Annotated in this window: 14 protein-coding genes; all 14 read right to left on the bottom strand. The window is 59.2% G+C overall.

What is annotated here, in order from left to right; translation table 11 throughout:
* Positions 1 to 57: 57 nt before the first annotated feature.
* Positions 58 to 888 carry a prephenate dehydratase gene (locus E5J99_RS13650; protein ID WP_135498371.1) on the bottom strand — a complete coding sequence of 277 codons (831 nt, stop codon included), beginning with the start codon at positions 886 to 888 and terminating at the stop codon, positions 58 to 60.
* 693 nt (positions 889 to 1581) lie between these two features.
* Positions 1582 to 2385, bottom strand: coding sequence for a carboxypeptidase-like regulatory domain-containing protein (locus E5J99_RS22280; RefSeq protein ID WP_394345951.1), 804 nt, complete (start codon positions 2383 to 2385; stop codon positions 1582 to 1584).
* 1556 nt (positions 2386 to 3941) lie between these two features.
* On the bottom strand, positions 3942 to 6365 hold the full coding sequence (locus E5J99_RS13660; RefSeq protein ID WP_135498372.1) for a penicillin acylase family protein: 2424 nt from the start codon (positions 6363 to 6365) through the stop codon (positions 3942 to 3944).
* Between the two features lie 93 nt (positions 6366 to 6458).
* On the bottom strand, positions 6459 to 7139 hold the full coding sequence (locus tag E5J99_RS13665; protein ID WP_135498373.1) for a 4'-phosphopantetheinyl transferase family protein: 681 nt from the start codon (positions 7137 to 7139) through the stop codon (positions 6459 to 6461).
* Positions 7111 to 7836, bottom strand: coding sequence for a thioesterase II family protein (locus tag E5J99_RS13670; RefSeq protein ID WP_135498374.1), 726 nt, complete (start codon positions 7834 to 7836; stop codon positions 7111 to 7113). The genes E5J99_RS13665 and E5J99_RS13670 overlap by 29 nt, the downstream gene beginning before the upstream one ends.
* 84 nt (positions 7837 to 7920) lie before the next feature.
* Positions 7921 to 9549, bottom strand: coding sequence for a cyclic peptide export ABC transporter (locus E5J99_RS13675; protein ID WP_167852124.1), 1629 nt, complete (start codon positions 9547 to 9549; stop codon positions 7921 to 7923).
* Positions 9550 to 9764: 215 nt separating this feature from the next.
* Positions 9765 to 11054, bottom strand: a complete 1290-nt coding sequence (locus tag E5J99_RS13680) for a class I SAM-dependent methyltransferase (RefSeq protein WP_135498376.1) — start codon at positions 11052 to 11054, stop codon at positions 9765 to 9767.
* A gap of 71 nt (positions 11055 to 11125) precedes the next feature.
* Positions 11126 to 16387 (bottom strand): non-ribosomal peptide synthetase, encoded by a 5262-nt coding sequence (locus tag E5J99_RS13685; protein ID WP_135498377.1) that lies wholly within the window; start codon positions 16385 to 16387, stop codon positions 11126 to 11128.
* Positions 16388 to 16446: 59 nt separating this feature from the next.
* Positions 16447 to 17565, bottom strand: coding sequence for a D-TA family PLP-dependent enzyme (locus tag E5J99_RS13690; protein WP_210114450.1), 1119 nt, complete (start codon positions 17563 to 17565; stop codon positions 16447 to 16449).
* 41 nt (positions 17566 to 17606) lie between these two features.
* The gene (locus tag E5J99_RS13695) at positions 17607 to 17981 is read right to left on the bottom strand and encodes an acyl carrier protein (RefSeq protein WP_167852125.1); all 375 of its coding nucleotides are present in this window, start codon (positions 17979 to 17981) and stop codon (positions 17607 to 17609) included.
* A 29-nt stretch (positions 17982 to 18010) separates the two neighbouring features.
* Complete coding sequence (locus E5J99_RS13700) at positions 18011 to 19240, bottom strand: pyridoxal phosphate-dependent aminotransferase (RefSeq protein ID WP_135498379.1); 1230 nt, start codon at positions 19238 to 19240, stop codon at positions 18011 to 18013.
* Positions 19241 to 19313: 73 nt separating this feature from the next.
* A complete protein-coding gene (locus E5J99_RS13705) occupies positions 19314 to 20168 on the bottom strand; it encodes an alpha/beta fold hydrolase (protein WP_135498380.1) in 855 nt (284 codons plus the stop codon).
* Positions 20169 to 20219: 51 nt separating this feature from the next.
* On the bottom strand, positions 20220 to 21629 hold the full coding sequence (locus E5J99_RS13710) for a nitroreductase family protein (RefSeq protein ID WP_135498381.1): 1410 nt from the start codon (positions 21627 to 21629) through the stop codon (positions 20220 to 20222).
* Positions 21626 to 22210 carry a UpxY family transcription antiterminator gene (locus E5J99_RS13715; protein ID WP_135498382.1) on the bottom strand — a complete coding sequence of 195 codons (585 nt, stop codon included), beginning with the start codon at positions 22208 to 22210 and terminating at the stop codon, positions 21626 to 21628. The genes E5J99_RS13710 and E5J99_RS13715 overlap by 4 nt, the downstream gene beginning before the upstream one ends.
* Positions 22211 to 22750 lie beyond the last annotated feature (540 nt).

Genomic DNA, 22750 nt, shown 5'->3' on the forward strand with positions numbered 1-22750 from the left:
CGTGCAGGGGAGGTTCTATTGCGGTGGCGGCTACCACTGGGCAGCCCACTCGGGTTGTCAGTGTGTGGTGCCTTTATGATAAATGCCGAGCACCTGTAAGCTCTCGGTTACGGGTGCCATTTCCCGCAGGGCATCGTGCAATTGCCGGAGGTGCTCAAATTCCAGATCGGCGTGAAAGTAGTAATGCCAGGTCCGGCCCGGCAGCGGGCACGACTGCAGCTTAGACAGGTTGATGCCCTGGTCGGCAATCCGGATGAGGACCTGCGCCAGGCTGCCTTGGGCGTGCGTGGTATGAAAGTATACCGAAGCCTTGTTGGGCTGCGCTACCGCCGCCGCGTTTTCAGGTCGCGCCACCACCAGAAAGCGGGTGTAGTTCTGCTTTTCGGAGTGAATGTCCTGGGCCAGAATTTCCAGCTCAAACAGGTCCGCTGCCAGCGTGCCAGCCACGGCCGCTGTGCCGGTTCGCCGCCCTTGCCGGATGCGCTGGGCACTCAGGGCCGTGTCTTCGGTTTCTACCAACCGCCACGGACCGTGCTGGTTCAGAAAATCGGCGCACTGCAGCAGGGCCATCGGGTGGGAGTGTACTTCCTGAATATCAGCCAGCCGCTGCCCCGGCAAAGCCAGCAGATGCTGCCGGATGTGCAGATACACTTCGCCCGTCACGCGCAGGTCGGCTTTGCGCAGCAGGTCGTAGTTGGGCAAAATGCTGCCCGCAATAGAGTTCTCGATGGCCAGCACCCCGTAGCCGCTCGTTCCAGTAGCCACCTGCTTCACCACTTCGCCGAACGTGGCGCAGGGTGTCGTGGGGGTGGCAGAACCAAAGTAGTGGCGGGCAGCTATCTGGTGAAAACTACCTTCAAAGCCCTGAATGGCAACGGCTGGGAGCATGATGCGGGAGAAGAAAAGACATAAAAAAAGGCCTCCGGTGTCCGGGGCCCTATTCATTTGCTTGGCGGTTCCTGACTGGTCAGGTAAAGCAATAGGGCTGCGGCTGCTTCCGGTAGAAGTAGGAGTAGAATCCGTAATAAGAGAAGCTGGGCGCAGACATTGGGAAAAGGAAATAGATAAAAAAAGAGCCTCCCGGTTACGAGAGGCTCTTTTCGAAGTATGCTTAGGATGCGTACATACGGCCTCGTCTCTACGGTTTGGCGTAGAAATAAAAGTAGGTAGCGTAATATGAAGCCTGGGGCGTGCGCATCGACAAATCGAGTTTTACTGGGCTAAAGATTGGACATGATTCGCAGATAACAAGCGTTAGTCCAAAATTTTGCGCTAAAAAAGTATGCCCAAGTCAAGATAGAAAACCAGAAATGAGGCTCCACTACTATATGGAGGCTACTGGAAGGCTACTAAAGAAAAACTCCTGACCAGTCGCCCACCGGTCAGGAGTTTCTTCCTAGTGGCCCTCTAGCGGGCAGCGGTGATGCCCGCAAGGCCGCGGGGCACGGGGCGGTGCCCTGCACGGGTTGTGTCCCAGCCACTTGTTGCCAGTAAGCAGCAGGCAAGTAGCCCGAACTAGGATATCATCGGTGGCGCTAGCCAATCGGTGATGCATACAGAGAGTAGCGGTGCTGCGCATGGCTACTGCCGCTGAAAAGCATGGGCCACACGCCGTGGGAGGCCACGCAGCCGCTGCCACATGCCCCGTGGCGTGTACATAGGAGCGCGCGCCTCTAGCACGCCCATTACTACAACGTGCACAACTCCCACTGGCGACGCAGTCCGCTGAATTTCTAGTGCTTGCTCGTCGGTAGGTTGTATCCGAGCAACCTCGTTGTAGCCCACAGAGCGAAATAGCAACCGATAATGCCGCTCCGTGTCAGTGATTGGCAAGGAGAAGTGTCCTTCATGGTCCGTAGAAACGCCGTGCCTGGTGCCTTCCAACAGCACCGTTACGCCCGGTAGTGGCGTGCCGTCCTGCTTATCGGTCACTTGGCCGCTGAGTATGCTGCAGGTAGTGCCGGCGGTTTCGGCTTCATTTGGTCGTTCTACAAAAGGAGATACCCCTATTATATAAGTTGAACTAGCCTTGCCCCTATCGGTCTGTTTTCTGGTCATGTTTTGCGCTTGAGCAGCGGCGGGTGCTACAGCCAAGCGAAGACCAAGCACCGCTACCGTAGCAGCCACTGCCGTTTGCCACCACGCGGCACGGCTTATTGCGCCGGGCTGCAAGGCTCTGTTAAGCTGGCTGGTCCCGAAACGCCCACAGGTGCGACCCGAAGCGGCAGCCAGTTCCGCCAGTATTTCGGCGTCGGTTTTCTGGCTGAAGTCAACCACCACTTTTTGGCAAGCGACGCAGTGGCGGCCCGCGCCCTGGGGCGTCATGGTAGCCCAACGCTGGGCACAGGGTGCCAGAACGTGCAGTGATATGGAGGATTTAGGCATCAGAAAGTGAGAATCAAATCACATGGAGTAATAAACTACAGAGCCACGCGCCCCTCAGCAGTTCTCTGTAGTGCCAGTCACCGAGCTACAATCCTCCGCAAGCCGCACCATCCGCCCGACCTCAGCGCGGTAGCCCTTGGTACTGGTGGTGCCCGCCTGCCGCCTGGCAAAGCCACACGCAGTGCCTGATGCTCGAGACTCCAGGGGCACATGGCCAGTTTTTTCGTGTCCGAAACCCGGCCGGAGCCAATGGGGGAGAGTAATCCAGGGGGCGTAATGCACTGTGCCTCCCTCCCGCACAACACTCGGCGAGGCCACTGAGCATAGTTGAGAAAGCGCCGCCCGTTGGAATGGCTACTGCCATCCACGGCAATAGAAAAAGCACTCAGCTTCTCTTTGCAGGCCCTAAGCAACCCGCTTTCCTTGCTGAGATTGTCCGAATCGGCAACAGCCGGCATAGGGCGGGAAGGTGCAAAATCGGGGGATTGTGCTGCTGCAACAGCTTTATTCCCGTGAGCTTTCCTTTTCTGCGCCCTCCCCGCCGATGCCTGGCCGCGAGTCGTCTTAGCAGTTATTCTCCACGCTATCAAACCAATGATTCGGCCAGGAGCCATACCCGTAGCCACAGCTACCGCAGTCAATTCTTGGTAGTCAACCGCCAATCCCACAGTCACTATATCATGGTCCAGAGCCGAGTATTCTTCCCTGGTACAACCAACAGTGGTGAACATCAGAGCCTCGCTATGCTTCGGTACCGGGAGCCGATACGCACCCGCATGGTTGCTTATAACACCGATATGTGTGCTTTTTGCTAAACCCGTAGCACTTGGCATTCTTTGGCCGGTGCTTCGGTCAGGGATAGAGCCTCGCACAGGAATAGTGTCCGGTGCGGTAGATTGGCACGACATTGAAGTACGCGGCCTGTGGGCAGCTTGCGGGTGTTGAGCGCAGTCAAGCCAAGGTAGCAGACCGCTTGTTCCTGGAGCAAAGTGGGGTTTCATACATTCAGACAGTAGCTAAAGGAGTTCTACTATCTGATGCGCAGGCCCACCGAATTCCATAGCAGGCCGGAAAATAGTTTAGCTGGCCTCCACTGCCCTAAAGTGCTTTAAGACTGCTGCCTGAGCCGCACCTCACAAACGGCTGTCTTGCATTGCAGTAGCAGATGTAGCCCTGGTCCAGGTAGGCGCCCCCCCCTGTTACCTGGTCGAGCGAGGCGCACAAGTGACGGTGCTTAATCTGCTGGTCGTCCGGCGCGTTTTCGAGTCCATCAAGGCATACTCTTGCTGCTTTTTCCGTGAATGGTGAATGTCGTTTGGTTTAACCCTTGGCCACAACGGGTGCATACTCCGGTGCTGTTGGCACAGCCCTGGCCTCATTGATCTGGGGCGTACAAAAAGTGGGCACGTCCAGCGTCTACACCAACAAACTGGCCAGAAAGGGAGGAATACACAACTACTGAACTCCCTTAGACGCATCACAGCCCACGGGCTCCCCTAGAAACGGTTACCGCCATTTCTAAGGGAGCCCGTGGGCTGTGATGCGTTTAAGGCGGGCTACCTACCGAGTTGCCAGGCGGCTTCTTTGCAGGCGGCTTTGGCTTCCTGCTCGGAGGTGTAGAAGTGCAACTCGTAATAATTGCCTTTTTGCCAGTCGTCGATGAAGTCGGTGTAGTGCTTGCTACCGACGTCGCCCGACTGGCCGCCGGGGTAGATGCCGTAGGCTTTGGGCTTGTCGCCCAGCTCCACAATCATGCGCCACGACGGGCCCCAGTTTTTGGATATAGCGTTGATAGCCTCCGGGTTGCCGCCCGATGAGATACCCATGCGGCTGAAGGCCGCCAGGGTGGAGAGGTGGGTCACGTTAATCTTGTTTACCTGTCCCCACTCGGGCGAAGCGCCTTCCCCCGATTTTTCTGCGATACGCGCTACGGCATCCACGAAGGATGATTGAATAACAGCGGCAGCATTTTCCCGCGCAGCCGTATTGATGCGGTTGAAATACGGGTTTTGCGGGTCGCGGACCAGCAGTTGCAGCAGTACTTCGTCTTTGGGAGCCTGGGTGTAGAAAGGATAGGTGCGCAGCTCATCCCAGGTGTAGTCCTCCACATTGTCCCACCACAGGTCAAACAAGATGGCAGTGGTATCCTGCTGGCTATAATCGCCGCGCCAGTTCTCAATGGCCGTCAGAAATTTTAGCTGGCCCGGATTCAGCGCGGTGCGGTCAAGGCTGGCCAGTAGCACCGGCATGGCCTGGGCGGCAAAACCGTTGGTGTTGTCGAGCTGCATTTTCTCCATCTTCGCCACATCAAACTGATTGTCGGCGGCCAGCAGCATATGAATGCGGGCGGCGCGGGTTTCGCTGTAATAGCCGCTGTAATAGTACGGATAGGCCGCGTCGGTGGGGCGGTTGTTGGCCGAGAACAGATAGCCGCTGGCGGGGTTGTGGCTTTCCGGCAGGCTATCCTCGGGAATGTAGCGGGTGGGCAGGTGCGACTTTTTGGTGCCGTCCAGCACAAAGCGGCCCTGCTCAGCCCATTTGCGGGCAATTTTGCCCTGGTGCGTAATGGCAATGTCATTGTTTTTACCCGCGTAGATAAAGTTCTGCACCGGGCAGGCATAGTGACTGATGGCGGCCTTGTAGTCCTGGTAATTGGCGGCCGTGTTCAGCTTGATAAACGTCAGGATTTCGTTGGATGGTTTTTGCAGCTCCCAGCGCAGGGCATAGTTCAGCATCTCGGGCTTCTCGTGGAAGCGACGGTCCATCACGATGGGACCGTGCACGGTGGAGTACACCGTATCATAAAGCGTGGCCGCGTCGCGCACCTTTATTTCCTCCACGCGGGCGGTGGTTTTTTGCCACTTGCCGTCAAATTCATACACGGAGTAATCGTCGGCAATTTTGAGCTTGTACCAGTCTTTCACGTCGGTTGCCCCGTTGGTGGTGCCCCAGGCCACCGATGAGTTGAAGCCCACGATAATGGCCGGCGCGCCCGGAATCGAAACGCCGTATACGTTGATGCCGGGGGCCGAAAGCTGCATTTCGAGCCAGATAGCCGGCAGCGACAAGCTCAGGTGCAGGTCGTTGCAGAGAATTGGGTTGCCCGACTTGGTTTTCTTGCCCGAGACTACCCAGTTGTTACTGCCCAGCTTGGGGTTATACTCGCTGGGCGTCACGGTGGTCAGGCCCTCCAGGAAGGCATAGTTCAGGTAGCCGAGCGAGTCAGGGTTGGTGGGGTGGTGCTGGGCCAGCTGGGTGGTTGCACGCTCGGTCAGCGGCGAGTTGTCGGGCGTCCATTCCGGATACACCCGGTCGAAGTCCTTGCCCAAGGCCAGGCGCATGCTCGACATGGCCATGTCCTCGTCGTAGCCACTCAGGGCGGTGGCCATATATTTCATAATCAGCACCGTTTTCAGCTTCGACCACGGCTCGGGTTGGGTGGCAAATAGCTTATATTCAACTGGGTAGTCTTTGTAGTCGAGCTGGTTAATATAGGCATTGACGCCTTTGGTGTACGCCGTGAGCACCTGGTTGGTCTGGCTGTCCTGCTCAATGAAGGCCAACGACTTTTTCGCCGCTTCCAGAATACCGAGCCGCCGTTGCAGCCGGTCTTTGTCCAGGTATTTGGTGCCGAAGACTTCGGCCAGGCGCCCGGCCGAGGCATAGGTCACGAAGTCCATTTGCCATAGACGCAGCGACGCGGTAACGTAGCCCTGCGCGAAGAACAGATCGGCCTGGTCGCCGGCGAAAATATGCGGTACCTCGCGCTCATCGAAATACACCTGCACCGGGCGGTGCAGCTCGCCGAGCTGCGTGGCCAGGGCACGCCCGGTGGGCTTCTCGTTCTGGGCCAGCCCCACGAAGGGGTCGAACAGCGGGCCCAGGGCCGGTACGTCGCCGATGGTGCGCGAGAGAACCATCACGATAAGACTCACAATCAGGACGGGGAACAGAAATGCTATACTCGGTGCTTTCATCATCGGGGGCAGGATTAGCCTGCCATGCTCCACCAAAGAGCGGGGTTAAGAATAAGATATACAGGTACTAACAATAGATACCAGGCAAGAAGTGGGCTACGCCTCTTTCAGGGCATATGCCGCCGAGTGGGCCTGCGTCGCAATAGTGCTGGCCCGCACTTCTTGCAGCTCAAACGAGGTGATATTCTCGCTGGTGCAGAGGTAAGACACGTAGCCAGGGTCGATGGATAGGGAATGAAAAAGCCATTTCTCGTTCTTGTAAGCCACTATTTCATCGAGGCAGCTGAACTCCTGCCAGCCCTCCACGATGCCGGTGCCAATGGCCTTGAGAATGGCTTCCTTCTTCACCCAGATGTTGAAAAAACTCAGCTGCTTGTCGTCGGAGAGACGCACGTAGGCCTGCTCCTCGGGGTGGAAATAGGCAATCAGGCTTTGGTAGTCGACGGCGGTTTGCTTCTCGATATCGACGCCGATATCCTCGTTGCTGTACGCGAAAATCACCCACTTGCCGGCGTGCGAGATATTGAACGGGTACCAGCCAGCCACGTAGGGCTTGTGGTTGTCGTTCTTTTTCCAACTGGTCATCAGCTCGTCGCTGCCGGTGGTTTCGAGCAGGCAGTAGCGCAGCATCAGGCGGGCCAGCAGCCGGTGCTTCTGGTCGTCGGCAAACTTGTAGCGCAGGATGTCGCCGTGCATGCTGTAGGGCAGGAAATCCAGATAGTGTGCAATTTCCTTATCCTCCAGGCATTCAATATTTGTATACAGGAGTCGTAGCATAGCAGCTTTGGATTATCTCAGCCATTCGCCGAGGGTGTTGATGAATAAAGAAGTGGTTGCCGGGCAGCACTTCCGACGTAAAGCCGGCGGTGGTGTACTGCTGCCAGTTGGTGATGGCCGGCGCGGTTTCCTCCTCGCTACCCATCACCGCGTAGATGGGCGTCTGGATAGGCGGAAAAGGCCCCAGCTGGTTCCGTTCCACTACTTCGAAGTCGGAGCGGATGATAGGTTCGAAAAAGTCGAATACCTCCGCGTTTTCCAGAATCTCCAGGGGCAAGCCGCCCAGGCTCAGCAGCTCCTGCTTCAGGGTGGGCGTATCCATCAGGTGCCGGATTTTGCGGTCGTTCTGCATCAGTGAAGGCCCCGAGCTGCCGCTGATGATGATGTGCTGCGGGGCTTTGTGCGCTTTTTCGAGCAGGCCCGCCACCTTAAAAGCCAGCCGTGCGCCCATGCTGTGCCCATAGATCAGGAATTTGGAAGGTGAAAAAGCATCGAGGGCCAGCACCTGCATCACTTGGTGGTACATATCCTTGGCCGCCTGGTCGAAGTCGCGGATGAGCGGCTCGCGCATGCGGCGGCCCCGGCCGGGCAGCTCCAGCGGAAACACCTCAAAATCACTGAGCAAGGGGAGCAGAAATTGGAACGAGAAGCAGTTGCCACCGGCAAAATGCATCAGGAATAACTTGGGTTTTTTCATAGCGCGGGCTAGTGAATAAGCAGTGAGCAGCCAACGGGTGCCCCACTGGAGAAGGATAAAAACCGGGGAGCAGCACGCGCCGGCTTATAGGTTCTGGAACACAGGCTCGACCTCTTGCACGAGCTTACCGTCTTCCATTTTATACCGCATATCGGCGCAGTTGTAATACTTGTCGTCGTGGGTGATGGCGATGATCGTGAAGCCAGCCTCTTTCAGCTCGGGTACGATCTGGGTATAAAACTTCTTGCGGAAGTAGGGGTCCTGGTCGGCGGCCCACTCGTCGAGTACCAGCAGGGGCTTGGCTTCCAGCAGGGCCGTAATCAGGGCCAGGCGCTTGCGCTGGCCGGTGGAAAGGTGGGTGGTGGAAAACCGGCCGTCTTCCACCTTCACCTTGTCGTCGATTTCGAATAGGTGCAGGTAGTAGGCCAGCTTTTCGGGGTCGAGCTGCTCGATGCCGTAAAACTCGTCGAAGAGATAGAAGTCGCTGAACACGACCCCGAACAGGGAGGAGTATGACTGGCCGTGCTGCTCATCAATCAGGAAGTCGTTGTAGTACACGCCCCCGGTGGCGGGCAGCAGCAGGCCCAGCAGCGTCGACACAAACGTGGTTTTGCCACTGCCGTTGCCCCCGTAGATGAACACCACGTCGCCGCGGCTGATGGTGAAGTTGATCGGCCCGATTTCGAAGTTGCCCTGCGTGGCGTTGGCGTACTGAAACGTAATGTCGCGCACGGCAATAGTTTCGAACTCGCCCAGCACCTGCTGCAGGTCGACGAGCTCGCCCAGCGGTTTTTCGCTCAGCAGGTCGGCTTGCAGCTTGGCAATCCGGTCGGACGATATTTTGGCCTGCAACAGGTTGGGTAGCAGCACCATGATGGTTTCGACCGAGCTGAGCACATAGAGCAGGATAAACAGAAAGCTGACCGTATCGGTGGGGGCAATGTTCCAGGCCGCGCCGCAGTAGAGCAGGATGGCCCCGATGAGCAGGTAAAACATGGTCTGCCCCGTAATCTGGTTGTTGAGCAGGCCCACGAAAGCCTTTTCCTGGTTCACCACCGACTCGCCGGCAATGTGGGCAATCTTCGTCCCGTAAATCCGCTGGCCCTTTTTGGTGTCCATGTAGATTTCCTTGAAGCCACCCAGAATGGCATTGAAGTAGAACATGAACCGGTCTTCCAGGGCCCGGGCTTTCTTAAAATACGCATTGTTGCTGCGGGCATTGAACTGATAGAGCCCCGTCCCCAGCAGGATAACCAACAAGCTCACCAGGAACAACGGCCCGGATACCGTGGCCATATATACCAGGCAGGCCACCACGATAATGATGGAGGTCGAGAACTGGATAATGTTCAGCGACGCGTTGGTGAGCATATTGATGTCGCGCACCAGGGCCGTGTGCACCAGGTCTTTGCGGTGGCTGAGCTGCTGGTAGTTCGACTTCAGCACCAGGAAGATAATATCCTTGCGCAACGACCAGAACAAGGCTTGGGAAAACCGGATGATGGCCAGCGCCAGCACCCGCCGCGTCCAGATAAACAGGACGACGATTAACAGAAACAGTAAGGTATACGTCTGAGTGATGGCAGCGTAGCCCTGGGTCATCAGCTGGCCAATCACACGGTTGACGAAGGTGAGGAATAGAAAGCTCGTTCCGCCCGATAAGAAGCTCAGAAAAATAAACCGGATAAGAGTACTGAATTTCAGCTGCGACATCGCAATAAGGGGTGAATAGTTAAAAGGAACCTCGTCCTCCGCCTGGTAACAGCGGGTCATCGGCCGCCATCCGTTCGGTGGGGCGGCCTCTGGGCGCGCCCCACCGCCGCCGGGGCGCGTCAGCTTCTCTTCTGGCGTTCGATGGGCTGGCCTGGTTAGCCAAGGCCGGAGCAAACGCCGATACCGTATCGTATAGTTGGGGCGGGCCCGCGCTACTACTGGGCCAGCAGGTAGGGGAAGGCCGAAGTGGTAAGCTGAATGCGGGCATTGTTCACGTTCTGGAACGTGGGCTCGCTGCCGGCCAGCAGGAACACCTCACGCATCGTCAGCTCGGGGCTCACGGCATCCCAGATTTTCTTGGCCTGCGCATCGGCCGGGGCCTGAATGAGCGGGTAGGTCAGCGTCCGGTCGCTCAGGGCATAGCTGCCCTTGAGGTTGATGACGTGGTTTTTGACCGGGAAGGTATTCTTGGCAAATTTACTTTCCAGGAAGCCTTCGCAAATAACGCCTTCGCTCTGCCGCTCGGTGCCCACATCGTTGCGCTGCAAGTAAAACCACAGCATGGGCGAATCGTTGAGCATGAGTAGGTTGGAAATCTGCCAGCGCTTGTTGTCGGACAGGGCCTCGTACTCCTGGGCCAGCAGGGGCTCGTCGAAGTGCGTGTTCCAGTTCAGGGCATTCACCGCCACGTCGGTCTGGTTGATGCAATGAATCAGCAGCTCCAGGTTTCCGTGGCCCACCAGCTTCGCCAACGATTCGATGGTGTAGCTGTACTCCACGGGCTGCAAGAGGCAGTCGGCTATCTTGGCTTCGGGGGCCGAGTGGTGGGTGCGCATGTACTCGCCCATCAGGTTGCGGAACGGAAAATGCGCGATGAGCTTTTTCACGATCGTCATTTCCAGGTCCATATCCAGCGACTCTTCCCGGTTGTAGAAGGTGCGCACGGCGTTCTGGCAGGCGGTGGTCATCAGGCGATGGTAGTAGTTGTACACCATGAACTCGATAACGCCCGTGGGCTTGAGGGCCCCGGCCAGCTTGGCTAGCGTCAGCTCGGGGTTGGCATTGTGGTGCACTACTCCGGTGCAGATGATGTAGTCGAACTCCTCCGAATACGTCACCTCGTTGATGCTTTTTTCTTCCAGCTTCAGGTTGGTAATGCCCATCTGGGCCGCGTTTTTACGCCCCAGCTGCAACGACTGCACTGACAAATCGGTGCCAATAACCTCAGCCTCCGGAAACCGCAGCGCCGTGAACAGGGCCTGGTTGGTGCCGCAGCCGGCCACCCAGATGCGGGGCTTGGCCGGAATGCGGGCATGGTCCCAGCTACCGATGTCCTGGTTGAGCATCTTCACGGCCATGTCGGCGGGGTAGGCCGGAAAGGAGCGCGGGGGCCAGGGATAATTATACTTCCCGTAAAACTTCTTGTTGATGCTGTCAACCTCTTCCGGCGAAGTAGCAATGGTGAGGTTAAACAGGTCATTGTTGTTTACAAGCTGCTCTTTCATAACGGTAACGAATTAGAATTAAAGAAGGAATACGTGGATAATCGGAGTCGCAGGGCCCGCACCAGGCAAGATCAAATGGTCATGGTTACCATGTCGTCGGCACTTTCGAGGGGCGTTTCGGCGGTGCTGGTGGCCAGGCGGGCCAGCGGGGCCTGGGTGTTTTCGGTGATGAGCCGTACGATGGGCAGAATAGAGTCTTCCCAGCCTTCGAACTGCTCGGTGCAGGGATATTTCCACTCCAGCTTCACCGTATCCTGGTAGGCTTTGCAATCCAGAATCAGGCGGTAGTTGCTGAGCACGGCGGCGTTGTTGCCGATCAGCTTCACTTCCTTGGGCTGTTGAGTAAAGCCCTCGGTACCGTTCTGAAATGAGAAGGCGGAGTAGTCGAAATAGTTGAAGCGCACCTGCACAAAGTCGCCCAGAACCTGGCGGGTCGTTGCCAACAGGGCCTTTTCCATCTCGATATAGGGAATCTGCTGGTGCAGGCGGCCTTCGTAATACACCTCCATCACCTGCTTGCACACTTCCCCGAAGCTCATTTGCTCGCTCAGGCGCAGCTTGATGGGCAGCTTGTTGGCAATGACGCCCACCAGCTGGGGCACCGCAATGCCCGGAATGAGCTGGTCGCGGCCGTTGGAGAAAATATCGACGATGGTTTCCTCGGCTCCGTTGCGGGCGTAGAGCGTGAGCGCAAAAGCCGTGAGGAAGAAGCTGCTCAAGTCGATTTCGTAGGCTTTGCAGAAGGCCAGAATCCGCTCGTGACTGTCGCCCTGAATGAGTTGGCTGACGCGGAACAGGTACTCGAACTGCTCCTCGCCTCCATCGGTAGCCACCAGCGGCGTAGTTTTTTCGAAGCCCGCCAGGTTGTTGGTCCAGTAGGCCAGCTGCTGCCGGGCCGTGGCCGAGCGCATAAACCGGCTCTGCCACTGAATGTAGTCCTGGTAGCGCGGGGCCGTCTGCACGAAAGTCTGGAGCTGCTCCACCTGGCCACGCAGCAGCGACTGAATCAGCTGAATGAGCAGTTGGTTGGAAGCGCCATCGGTTACGGCGTGATGAATCACGATCTGGCAGCGGGCTACCTGGGCATCGTGCACCACCACAAAGCGCACGAATTGCGCGTCGGCAAACTGGAAAGGCTGGTGCAGCTCGCGCTGAAAAACGGCCTCGGTGGCCGCCGCGCTGCTGGCATCCGGCACTAGGTGGCGGCGCACATCGGGAGCCACGGTATGAGCCGGCGCGATGCGCTGGAAAATCTCGCCGTGGTGCCGCTCAAACCGCACCCGCAGCATATCCAGGGCCGAGAGAAACTGGGTGCACAAGGACTGAAACAGCTCGACGCTGGCCGTAGGAAACACGAATTCGGGCAGCACACCCCGACTCTGGTCGATGTCGCCGCTACGGAAAAAGTACTGCTGGTTGTACGAAATCGGGAACAGTGGCCCCTGTGCCGCCACCCGGGCCGCGCCGTAGGCTATGGCCGCGTGCACTTCAGCCTCAAACGATAGCCGGATGGCATCCATTACCTGCTCCGTATACTGGTCGGCCGCGTAGTGTAGCACTACTTGCAGCTCGTCGTCGAGCAGCGTGGCCGCCAGGCCCAGGCCGTGTGGCTGTTCGGCCACGCTGCCCGCCTCATACTGCGCCGCCCGGAAAGGCGAAGCGGCCAGGCTGGCCTCGAAAGTGGCTTCCTGGTAGGCGAAGTGAAAAGGCAGCTGGCTGGTTGGGGCGTGTTTTGCCACCGCGCTGGTTGCGTAGCCGGCTCCTTTACCCGGCACCTTTTCTACCTGGTGACGCATGTAGGGCAGGGCGGTATCCCAGGTCGAGAAGTCGGCCAAAGACAGCCAAAGCGGATAGTGAACCGAAAAGTTGCCAACCGAGTCGGGATTTTCCGCCGTAACGCCGCTGGCTTCCTCGCGGGCGGAGGCGACTACTTCCACCGCCACCGATTTCAGCCGCAGCTCGGTGCGCAGCGCCCGTAAGAAGGCGGCCAGCATTAGCTCCGAAGAAGTGGTAGCAAACGCCTGGTTGGCGGTAGCCAGCGCCGTCTTGCTGATGCGGTTGAGAGCAAACCGCACCTGGCGGGTGGCGGCGGCGGTAGTGGCCTGGCGGGTGCCGGCCGTAGCCGTAGCCGTAGCGTGCCAGAAAGCCAGCTCTTCCTCGCTGGCTCGGCTGGTGGGGCAAGCCGCTAGCTCTTCCGTCCAGCATTGGAAAGCGTTGGCCTTCGAGGGCAGAACCAGGGGACTATTCTTTTCGGCCTGGGCAAACAGCGTTGCCAGATCGGCTACTAGTACCTGCCAGGCGGCGGCGTCCAGTAGGGCCGCATGCGCCACGATGCCCACCCGGTCGGCATCGGCCCGCCGGAACACCAGGAATTTTACGGCCGGAATTCCCTGGCCCAACTCTTCCTCCCGCGCGTCGGCCAGCACCTGGCGCTCGTGCTCGGCGGCAGCGGCCACCGAAACTGCCTGGTGGTCGAAGTACGCCACCGCAGGCTGGGCTGTGGGCGGAATTTCCAGCTGCCACTGCCCATTGGTCTGCACCAAAGCGGCCCGTAGCACATCATGATGATTCAGCAGCTTCTCCAGCACCTGGGTCAGCATCGTCTCCGACAACAGCGTGCGCGCCTGCAATACCAGGGCCGGATGCTGCGCCGTGGGTTGTTGCAGCAGCGCCTGCTGGGCGGGGCTCAGGGTAATGGTTTGGTTCTGTTTGGCGGGCTCCACGGCCTGCGCCGCGTCGTCGTTGAGCACGGCGGCCTGCTCTTCCAGCACCAGGTTTTCCAGGAAGTCGCGGGTCGCAATTTTATAGCCATCGGTGCGCAGCTTCAGAATCACCTGGATGGCCGACAGCGAGGTGCCGCCCATGTCGATGAAGTTGTCTTTCACCCCGATGGTGTCGCGGTTCAGCACTTCCTTCCAAATAGCAATCAGCTTGGCCTCGCGGGAGTTGCGAGCCCCGATATGCTGCTGACTGCTGGCCAGGGCCGCCGTTTTGGGGTCGGGCAGGGCTCCTTTGTTCACCTTGCCGGTGGTGCTGATGGGCATCTGGGCCAGCTGCACGAAGTAGCTGGGCACCATGTAGTCGGGCATGCTGGTTTTGAGGTAGCCACGTAGCGCATCGGCGCTCTGGGGCACTTTGCTCACCAGGTAAGCCACCAGCTCCTTGCTGTTCTCAAACTGCTTTACGACCACCACGGCACTATCGATTTCCGGGTGTTTCAGCAGCATGCTTTCAATTTCTTCCAGCTCGATGCGGAAGCCACGAATCTTGACCTGGTTATCAATCCGCCCCAGGAATTCGATGTTGCCGTCGGGCAGCCAGCGGGCCAGGTCGCCGGTTTTATAAAGGCGCTCATTCGCGTAGCCCAGGTCGGCCACGGTGGCGAAAGGGTTGGCAATGAAGCGGTCCGCTGTTAGCTCGGGGCGGTTCAGGTAGCCCCGGCCTACACCCGTGCCCCCCACGCATAGCTCGCCCACCACGCCCAGCGGCACCGGCTGCAAGTATTCGTTGAGAATATAGCAGGAGGAGTTAGCCGTGGGTTTGCCAATCGGGATGGTATGGTAGTGCGCCGCGCGGTCTACTTCGAACACGGTGGAGTCGATGGTATTTTCGGTGGGGCCGTAGGTGTTGTGCACCCTGGCCGTGAGGCTGGCGTGCAGGCGGCCGAGCAGCGACTTGTTGAGCACGTCTCCGCCCGATACCAGGTGCCGCAGCGAGTGCAGCGCCGCGCCGTTCTCAATTCTATCCAGAAACAGGTGCAGGAAAGCTGGCGGCGTATTGATTTTGGTCACCTGGTACTGCTCGATAATGCGGTACAGATACGCCACCAGGTCTTCGTCGGTATTGGTGGGCACGATGATAACCCGCGCCCCCGAAATAATGGGCAACAAGGTCTCTTCAATGCTGCCGTCGAAGCAATACGAGCGGTAATACACGCAGGTATCGGCGGCGCTCAGGCCGTAGTAGTGCCGCATGTGCAGCAGCGTGGCGGCAATCTGGTCGTGCTCGATCAGCACGCCTTTGGGCAGCCCCGTGGAGCCCGAGGTATAAATCACGTAGGCCACATCGGAGCCCGCCACGCGGCGGGGCAGGGCCAGCGGAGCGGTAGCAGCCGTTTCGGTGTCGGCGGCGTTCAGCACGAGTAGCTGCCGCCCCTCGCCTGCCAGGTAGGGCTTAGCCGCCAGCATGCTGGTTTCGGTGAGCACCAGGCCCACCTGCGTATCCCGAAGCATAAAGGCGACGCGCTCTTCGGGGTAATGCGGGTCAAGGGGCACGTAGCCGGCCCCGCTTTTCAGGCTGGCCAGCATGGCCACATACACGTTGAAACCCCTTTCCAGGCAAATGGCCACTAGTCGGTTTTGCTCACTGGCCTCGGCCACCGGTACCAGGGCCAGCATGCGCCGGGCCAACTGGTCGGCACGCTCATTCAGCGCCTGGTAGGTCAGCTCCTGCCCTTCGAATACCAGAGCAACCTTGTCAGGGTGTTGCCGCACTTGGTTTTCAAACAGCTCAACGATGGTTTGGCCGGTTTCGGGGAAGGCAATGCCGCTGGCGTTGAACGCCTGCAACAGCTGGTGCTTTTCCGGGGCCGACAGCAGCTCAGCCCGGCTGATGGGCTGCGCCGGCGTGGTGAGCACCGCGCCCAGCAGCTGCTGGCAGTGCCGGCCAAACTGCGCCATCAAAGTCGCGCTGTATCGGGTGGCGTCGTATTCGAGCGCGAAGGCCAGCTCCGCTCCTTCCTGCACCCGCACGATAAGCGCGGCACTGCCGGCACCGGTAGCAGCGGCGGCGGCTGGCCGGGAGGATGTTTCCGACTGGTAGACGAGCTGCACGCCCAGCAAGCAGCGCGCCACGATGTCGGAAGTAAGCGCCAGGGCAGCCGCTACGGTTTCCAGGGAAAAGTCGCGGTGACGTGCCGCTTGTGCCACGGCTTCGTTTGCGCGTTCGAGCACGGTAGCGAAGCCTTCGGAAGGCCGCACCGGCGTGCGCAAAGGCAGGCCGCTGAAGCTGGCCGACTCGTCCGCGTCCCCCGTCCGGAAGCTGGTCGTCACGATGATATCCTGCTGGCGGGTGTACCAGTGCAGCAAGGTCGTTACCAGCGCTACTACGCCCGTAAACAGCGTGCCCTGGTTTTGCTGGCTATATTCCCGAAGAGCCTGCGTGAGCAGGACATCGATGGAAAAATAATGAAAAGCAATGTCCGGGGCCTTTTCCGCCGCCGCCTTGTCAGCCGGAAAATCCAGCACCGGCAACTCGCCCGCCAACTGGTTTTGCCAGTACTGGTGCGTCTGCTGCGCACTCACTCCAACACAATCTTTTAAGTCAGGTTTCATAAAAAATAATTATTCCGTAGTCTCTAATTCCAGCCAGGCGTGGCTCAACGCCCCGGTATCTATACCGTAATCATGCGGTTGCGGGCACTTACTTTCCAGGTAGTATGGCTCTCCTGATTCTGCACCAGGTACACGTGTTCGTACAGCGCGATAGTGGGGCACACGTGCATGGGCACCGCGTAGATTACCGTGCCCACGGCCAGGGCCGCAGTATCGGATACCCGCACAACCATGTGCTCTTCGCTCTGACCAATGGGCACGCCCCCGGGCAAGTTGAGAAAGCGCACCCGGGGCAACGGCCGTTCGGCGGCCACGGCTTTGTGGCCCAGATCCAGCGTGAGCGTCTCCCCGTCCACCACCGACAGCACCCGGGTAGCCACAATGGCCGCCGGCTGAAACGGCATGTCGGGCAAGGCTTCCTGGTAAAAACCGTCCCAGAAGACAAACGTACCAGGGCTTACCACCACCTCGGCGGAGTGTTGGGCGTAGTTATAAAACGTGGGGGAGCCGCCCATGACCAGCAAGAGCCGGTGGCCGGTAGCCGTCTCAATATCGGTTTGGGCACGCTGGGTCAGGGCAAACACCTGGTCGGTGTGGCGCTGGCGCAGCGCCAGATCGGTGTCGTTGATGTGTCCGTCGTAGGCATGTAATCCTACCACTTGCAGGCCGGGCCGGGCCTGGCAGTGCTGGTAGAGCGCCAGCGCCCGGTCGGGGGCAATGCCGGTGCGGTTCATGCCCACGTTCAGGTCGATGTATACGGCCAGGGGCTGCTCGGGGAAATCTTGGGCGAGTTCGTCGGCCACGGCGGCGGTATCAATCAGGCAGGAAAAAACCGTGTGCGGATACGCGGCCCGCAAGGCCCGCAGGCGCTTCACTTTCGGCCCCGTGACCTGGTAGGCCAGCAACACATCGGGCGCGCCGGCCATGGCTACCATTTCAGCTTCGGCAATGGTGGCCGCCTTGAACTGCGTGATGCCAGCCGCCAGCAGCAGCCGGGTAACTTCCAGCATCTTATGCGTTTTCACGTGCGGGCGCAGCCGCGCCACGTCGGGCACCAGGGTTTTCAGCGCGGCAATATTCTCCAGCAGCCGCTCTTTCAGAATGAAGACGGCCGGCGAATCAATTGCTTCGATATTTTTTATCTCAAACCACATGGCCACGCAAGACAAGAGTAACAAGTAGAACTAGTAGAAGAAAGGCACCAACGCGCGGCCGGGTGCTAGCGGCTACGGGCCGCCAATAACGGCTCGCGGCCGGGGGCCAGCTGCCGGTGCACCTGGAAATAAGCCTTACCGGCCACCGCGTGCTGGGCCAGGGCATAGGTCTGCACGATTTCATTGTGCGTTTCCATCAGCAGAAAGCTGGCAATGGTATCGAGCGTGCTCAGAGTTGTGGCATTCACGTCGCTGGCGCGCCACTCAATGCCGAATTCGGTTTCGATGCCCACCATTAGGTGCAGCAAGCCCATCGAGTCCAGGCCCAGATCAACCAGCAGCTCGTCTTTCAGCTCCTCGGGGCTGCAATTGAGAAAACGCTCGTAGCCCGCCTCAATCAGCAGCTCCCATAACCGGCGAATAACTTCTTTCTTTTTCATAAATAATGGCTTATCAAGCATATACACAATCAGGCTTCCTGTAGCTTATTCACCAAGCCAGCAAAGGCCCCTTTCATGCGCAGTAGCGCCTCGCGCAGGTTCTCCTCGGAGGTGGCATAGGAAATCCGGATGCAGGTGGGGGCACCAAAAGGCTCGCCGGTAACGACGGCGACGTGCGCTTCTTCCAGCAGCCACGAGCACACGGCCTGGGCCGTAGCCAGCGGCTGCCCGCCCACCCGCCGGCCGAGGTAGTAGCTGATATCGGGCAGCAGGAAAAACGCGCCCACGGGCACATCCACGCTCAGGTGGGGAATATCGCGGAGCAGCTCTACCAACACGTCGCGGCGGCGGCGGTACACTTCCCGCATGGCTAGCACGGGGGCCTGGGTACCGGTGAGGGCGGCCAGGGCGGCTTTTTGCGAAATGGCACACGGCCCGGAAGTCACCTGGCCCTGTACGATGTTGCAGGCTTGCACCACCCAGCGGGCGGCGGCCAGGTAGCCCACGCGCCAGCCCGTCATGGCATAGCCTTTCGAAAAGCCGTTCACCGTAATCACCTGCTCTTTGATAAAGTCGAGCGAGGCGATGCTGAAGTAGTCGGGCTGGAACCGGATGTGCTCGTATATCTCATCGGCGACGATAAGGACGTGCGGGTGCCGGGCCACTACTTCTGCAATCTGCGTCAGCTCGGCGCGGCTGAAAATAGCGCCCGTGGGGTTGCAGGGCGAAGAATAGATGATCAGCCGGGCGCGCGGCGAAATGGCCGCCGCCAGCTGGGCCGCCGTGGCTTTCCGCTGCTTGGCCACGGGCCCTTCCAGCAGCACCGGAATGCCGCCGGCCAGCTTCACCAGTTCGTGGTACGTGAGCCAGTAGGGCGAGAAAATCAGCACTTCGTCGCCGGGGTTTACCAGGGCCAGAATCACGTTGGCCAGCGCCTGTTTGGCCCCGGTCGAAACGATGATATTCTCGGCGTTCCAGTCGATGTTGTTCTCGCGGCGCAGCTTGTCGGCAATGGCCGTGCGCAGCTCCAGCGTGCCGGCCACGGGCGTGTACCACGAGTTACCTTCATCAATAGCCTGCTTGGCGGCCTCCCGGATGTGGGGGGCGGTGCCAAAGTCGGGCTCCCCCAGGCTCAGATTGATGACCGGGTGGCCCTGCGCCCGCAACGCCCGCGCCCTGACCGTCATGGCCAGCGTCTGCGACTCGCCCAGGGTATTCAGGCGGTCGGCGAGCAGGAAAGGGGACGAGTGAGGCACCATAACGGAACGGGCGAAGGAGAAGAGTGAATAGAGGTTTAGCAACCAACCGGGGCCGGGCAGCCGGGCGCACTTGCTAGTAGCACGCCGCCGGTTCGGGCTGGCCGATGAAGCGCAGCAGTGCCTTATCAAACAGCGTTTGCGACTCGAAATAGGGCATGTGGTTGCAGAAGTCGATGATGGCTACTTCCGGGTCGGGCAGCAGTCGGGCGAGCAGCGCGATGCTGGAGGGCGCGTTCAGAAAATCCTGCTCGCCGGCGACCAACAGCGTGCGTACTTTGATTTTGCGCAGCTCCTCCGCGTTGTCATGGTGTTCGAGGGCCAGGGTGAGAAAGGCACGCAGCTGCTCGGGGGAGCTGGTATTGACAAACACGGATTTCTGGGCCAGAAAGGCGACATCCTGGCCTTCGAGCACCGTGCGGCACGACAGTGTTTGGGCGTAGAGCTGCCCGAAAAGCGCGTCGGGGCCGGCCGTGTTCAGCAGGTGGAGCCAGCCGGTGAGCAGCCGCTTCTTGCGGGTTTCCCCGAAGGGGCTGAAAAAGGGCGAGACGAGCACCAGGGCGGCCAGCTGCTCGGGGTAGCACACGGCAAACCGCTTGCTGATGAGCGTGGAGGTGGAAATGCCCACCAGCACCGGCTGCTGTAGCCCCAGCCGGGCGAGCAGGCGGGCCAGGTCGGCCACGTGTTCGTCCACGCTCATGCTGTTTACCAGAGGCTGAATCTTGTTGTAAGAGCCCTGATTGCGTAAATCGTACACGACGAGCTTGTAGCGGCTGAGCGCCGACGCGAAATACCGCACCCAGATATGTTTGGACGAAAAAAAGTCGTTGACCACCACCAAGGGTTGCCCGTCTTTCTGCCCGTACACTTCATAATGCAATTCAATGCCGGGACTAATCTCCACAAAGCCTTGTTCGATTGGATATCTCATAACACCTGAAAGCAGCCGGATACTGGCTATTTTAGACTAAATCACACGCGCTTAACGCACGTCTGGCACCGTCGAATTATCATACTTGGCTATCGTATTATCGGGCACGCCAAAGGCTTGCACTACTATCGGTAGGTAGGTTTCCTGCTGCAATATTTCGTTGAGCAGCTTTTCGGAAAAGCCCCCAATGGAGGTAGTGCCTACTTTAGTGAATAGCGCCGACTGGTAGAGGTGGGCGCACAGCAGGCCGCTGAACAGCACGCCGCGCACGTAGTCGGTGTAGCCCGACGAATAGCGGCTGCGCTTGTTCACATTCACCAGCAGCACCACCACAAAGGCGGCATTGCGCATAATAGCCTGGTCCTGGCAGGCGGCCACGATCTGCTGGCTTAGCTCCGGCCGGCTCTGGTGGGCCAGCTCTTTGGTCTCGCCCGATACCAGGTACTCGACCCGGGCCGGCACGCCCGCGACCTGCACCGGAATGCAGGCCAGCTCGTAGTCGTCGATGTGCAGCACGGCCCTGATGCGGCGGGCGTAGGTGGCCAGGTCATGCTTCACGGCCTCGTACTGCGCCAGTGGCACGGCACCATCGGCGAAGGACTTTACGGAGCGCCGGCTGAGCAGATAACGCAGAACGTCCTCTTCGTGCAGCTCCTGGCCGCCATAGCCCAGCGGCGCGGTATGCACCTGGGCATCGGCGCAGGCTCTGGCGTAGAAGCTCTGAGCCCGCAACAGGTTGGCACTATACAGATTGGGATAGGTAATGGACGAAGCCGGCGCGGTTTCCGGGGAAAACGCCGGCGTAGCGGCGGCCACATCCAGGTTCACCGCGTCGAAATCGTTATCGAGGGCCAGGCTGAACAGCAGCGTGTTGCTGGCCGGGGCCGGCAGGTAGTGGCGGGCCGACTTGCGGGGAAAGTGGACCACCAGGTTCGCGTCTTGCTTCCAGGTGGTCGACAGCAGCCAGGCGTTGTAGAGCACGAAGGACGCATCGAGGTAGAGGTAGCGGAAGGCCCGCACGCCGTACTTCTGAATGGTGCGCCCAAAGTCGGAATAGACCAGGATAACGCCCCGGTTGGGCGTGGGCCGCAAGTCATCGACCAGCTGCGGGATGCCGGCGTTTTCTACCGCAAAAAAGCAGTGCTGCCGGAAGCTGTAATAAAGCAGCCGCCATTGGCCGTCGAGAAAGTGCAGCAGCAGCAGCTCCGTCGGGTACAGGGCCCCGGCCGAAGGCGTGGCCCGCTTGCGTGGGTCTTTCTTATCCTTGCGATACCCATAGATGGCCTCGAAAAGCACTTTATACTTGTCCAGGGCAGCCGTGGACGGCACTGCGGAGGCCGGGCGCTCAAAATCGAAGGAGTTGAGGGCGAAGTTAATCCGGTTTACGTGCGAATTGTGCGACTCTACGTCCTGCCGACACAGCGCCTTTAGCTGATAATTATCTTTTTGCAGAACAGTCATATAGCAACAGGCAATAAGCGGTAGGGTGTGAATAATGCTTGTAGCGCCAAAGCGCTACTGAGGGCTGAGGCGAGGCTCACCAGGCAGTTGGCGGCCAGGTCCACGGAAATGGACTGGCGCAGGGCTGCAACTTGGATGCCGAGCGGCTCGGCCCCGTTTTTCTGCACCACGTAGCCCTGCCCTCCCTGCAAGTGCCCTTCCTGGACACGCACTTTCTCCCCCATCTTGTAGTCGAATACTTCTTGCCCGATTGCGCCCGGCTGGGTCACGGTTTGCCGAATGGCGGCAACCTGCTGCTCGGGAATGACCACGGGCCGGCCTTCGAAGGAAATAAAGCGCACCAGCTCCCGAATCTGGAGCAGCTCGAAGCGCCGCTCGGAGGTGGTTTTCACGAAAAGGTAGTTGGGAAACAGGGCCCCCTCACTCACTCGCTTCTGGTCGCTCCACTGGCTGACCACCGTTTGCAACGGCAGGAAAGATTCGGTGCCTAGCGCCTGGAGCTTGTGGTACGCCTGCTTCTCCGCCTTCGGATAGGTATACACAGCGTACCAGCCATCTTTTGCCTTCAGTTGAGTACCCATAGCGCGATAGAGAAATAGAATAACAAACTCCCGGCCAGCCACCACCGGGGCCAGGGCCGCTGGATAGTTGGCCCTCCCCGGCCTCTGCGGCCCCGGATAACTGGTAGAATGAAATAAGATACGAGTAGTCGCCGGACGGAGCTTCGCCACGTAAGTCACAGCCGCGTGGTTTTGCGTTGTAGCCTACTCGGGAGGCAGTCGAGCATCCGGAAGTGGCGCTAAGTAGAATAATTGCTCTTCCGGGTGATTCAAAAGTGCTCAATCAGGGCTGCTTCCGAAAAAAATTTACACCAACACCCGCATACCCTATACCAATCTGGCTATCGGGCGTGCCAGTGCTACCGCACCACGGGCCCCGATACAGGTGCTGCGCATGGCCGCACCTGCTTTCCAGTAGCTTACTTATCAACAACTTACCACATGCACAACGCCGCCAGCTATGGCTCCTGCGGGCACTGCGCCGGGACTTGCACCACGCCGTAGCCCCTCCCTGCTCTCCCACTAGCGGGGAAACCAAGGAAGGGCTACGCAACTGCTTTA

Origin of the sequence: Hymenobacter elongatus (assembly GCF_004745955.1) — a bacterium.
Lineage (GTDB): Bacteria > Bacteroidota > Bacteroidia > Cytophagales > Hymenobacteraceae > Hymenobacter > Hymenobacter elongatus.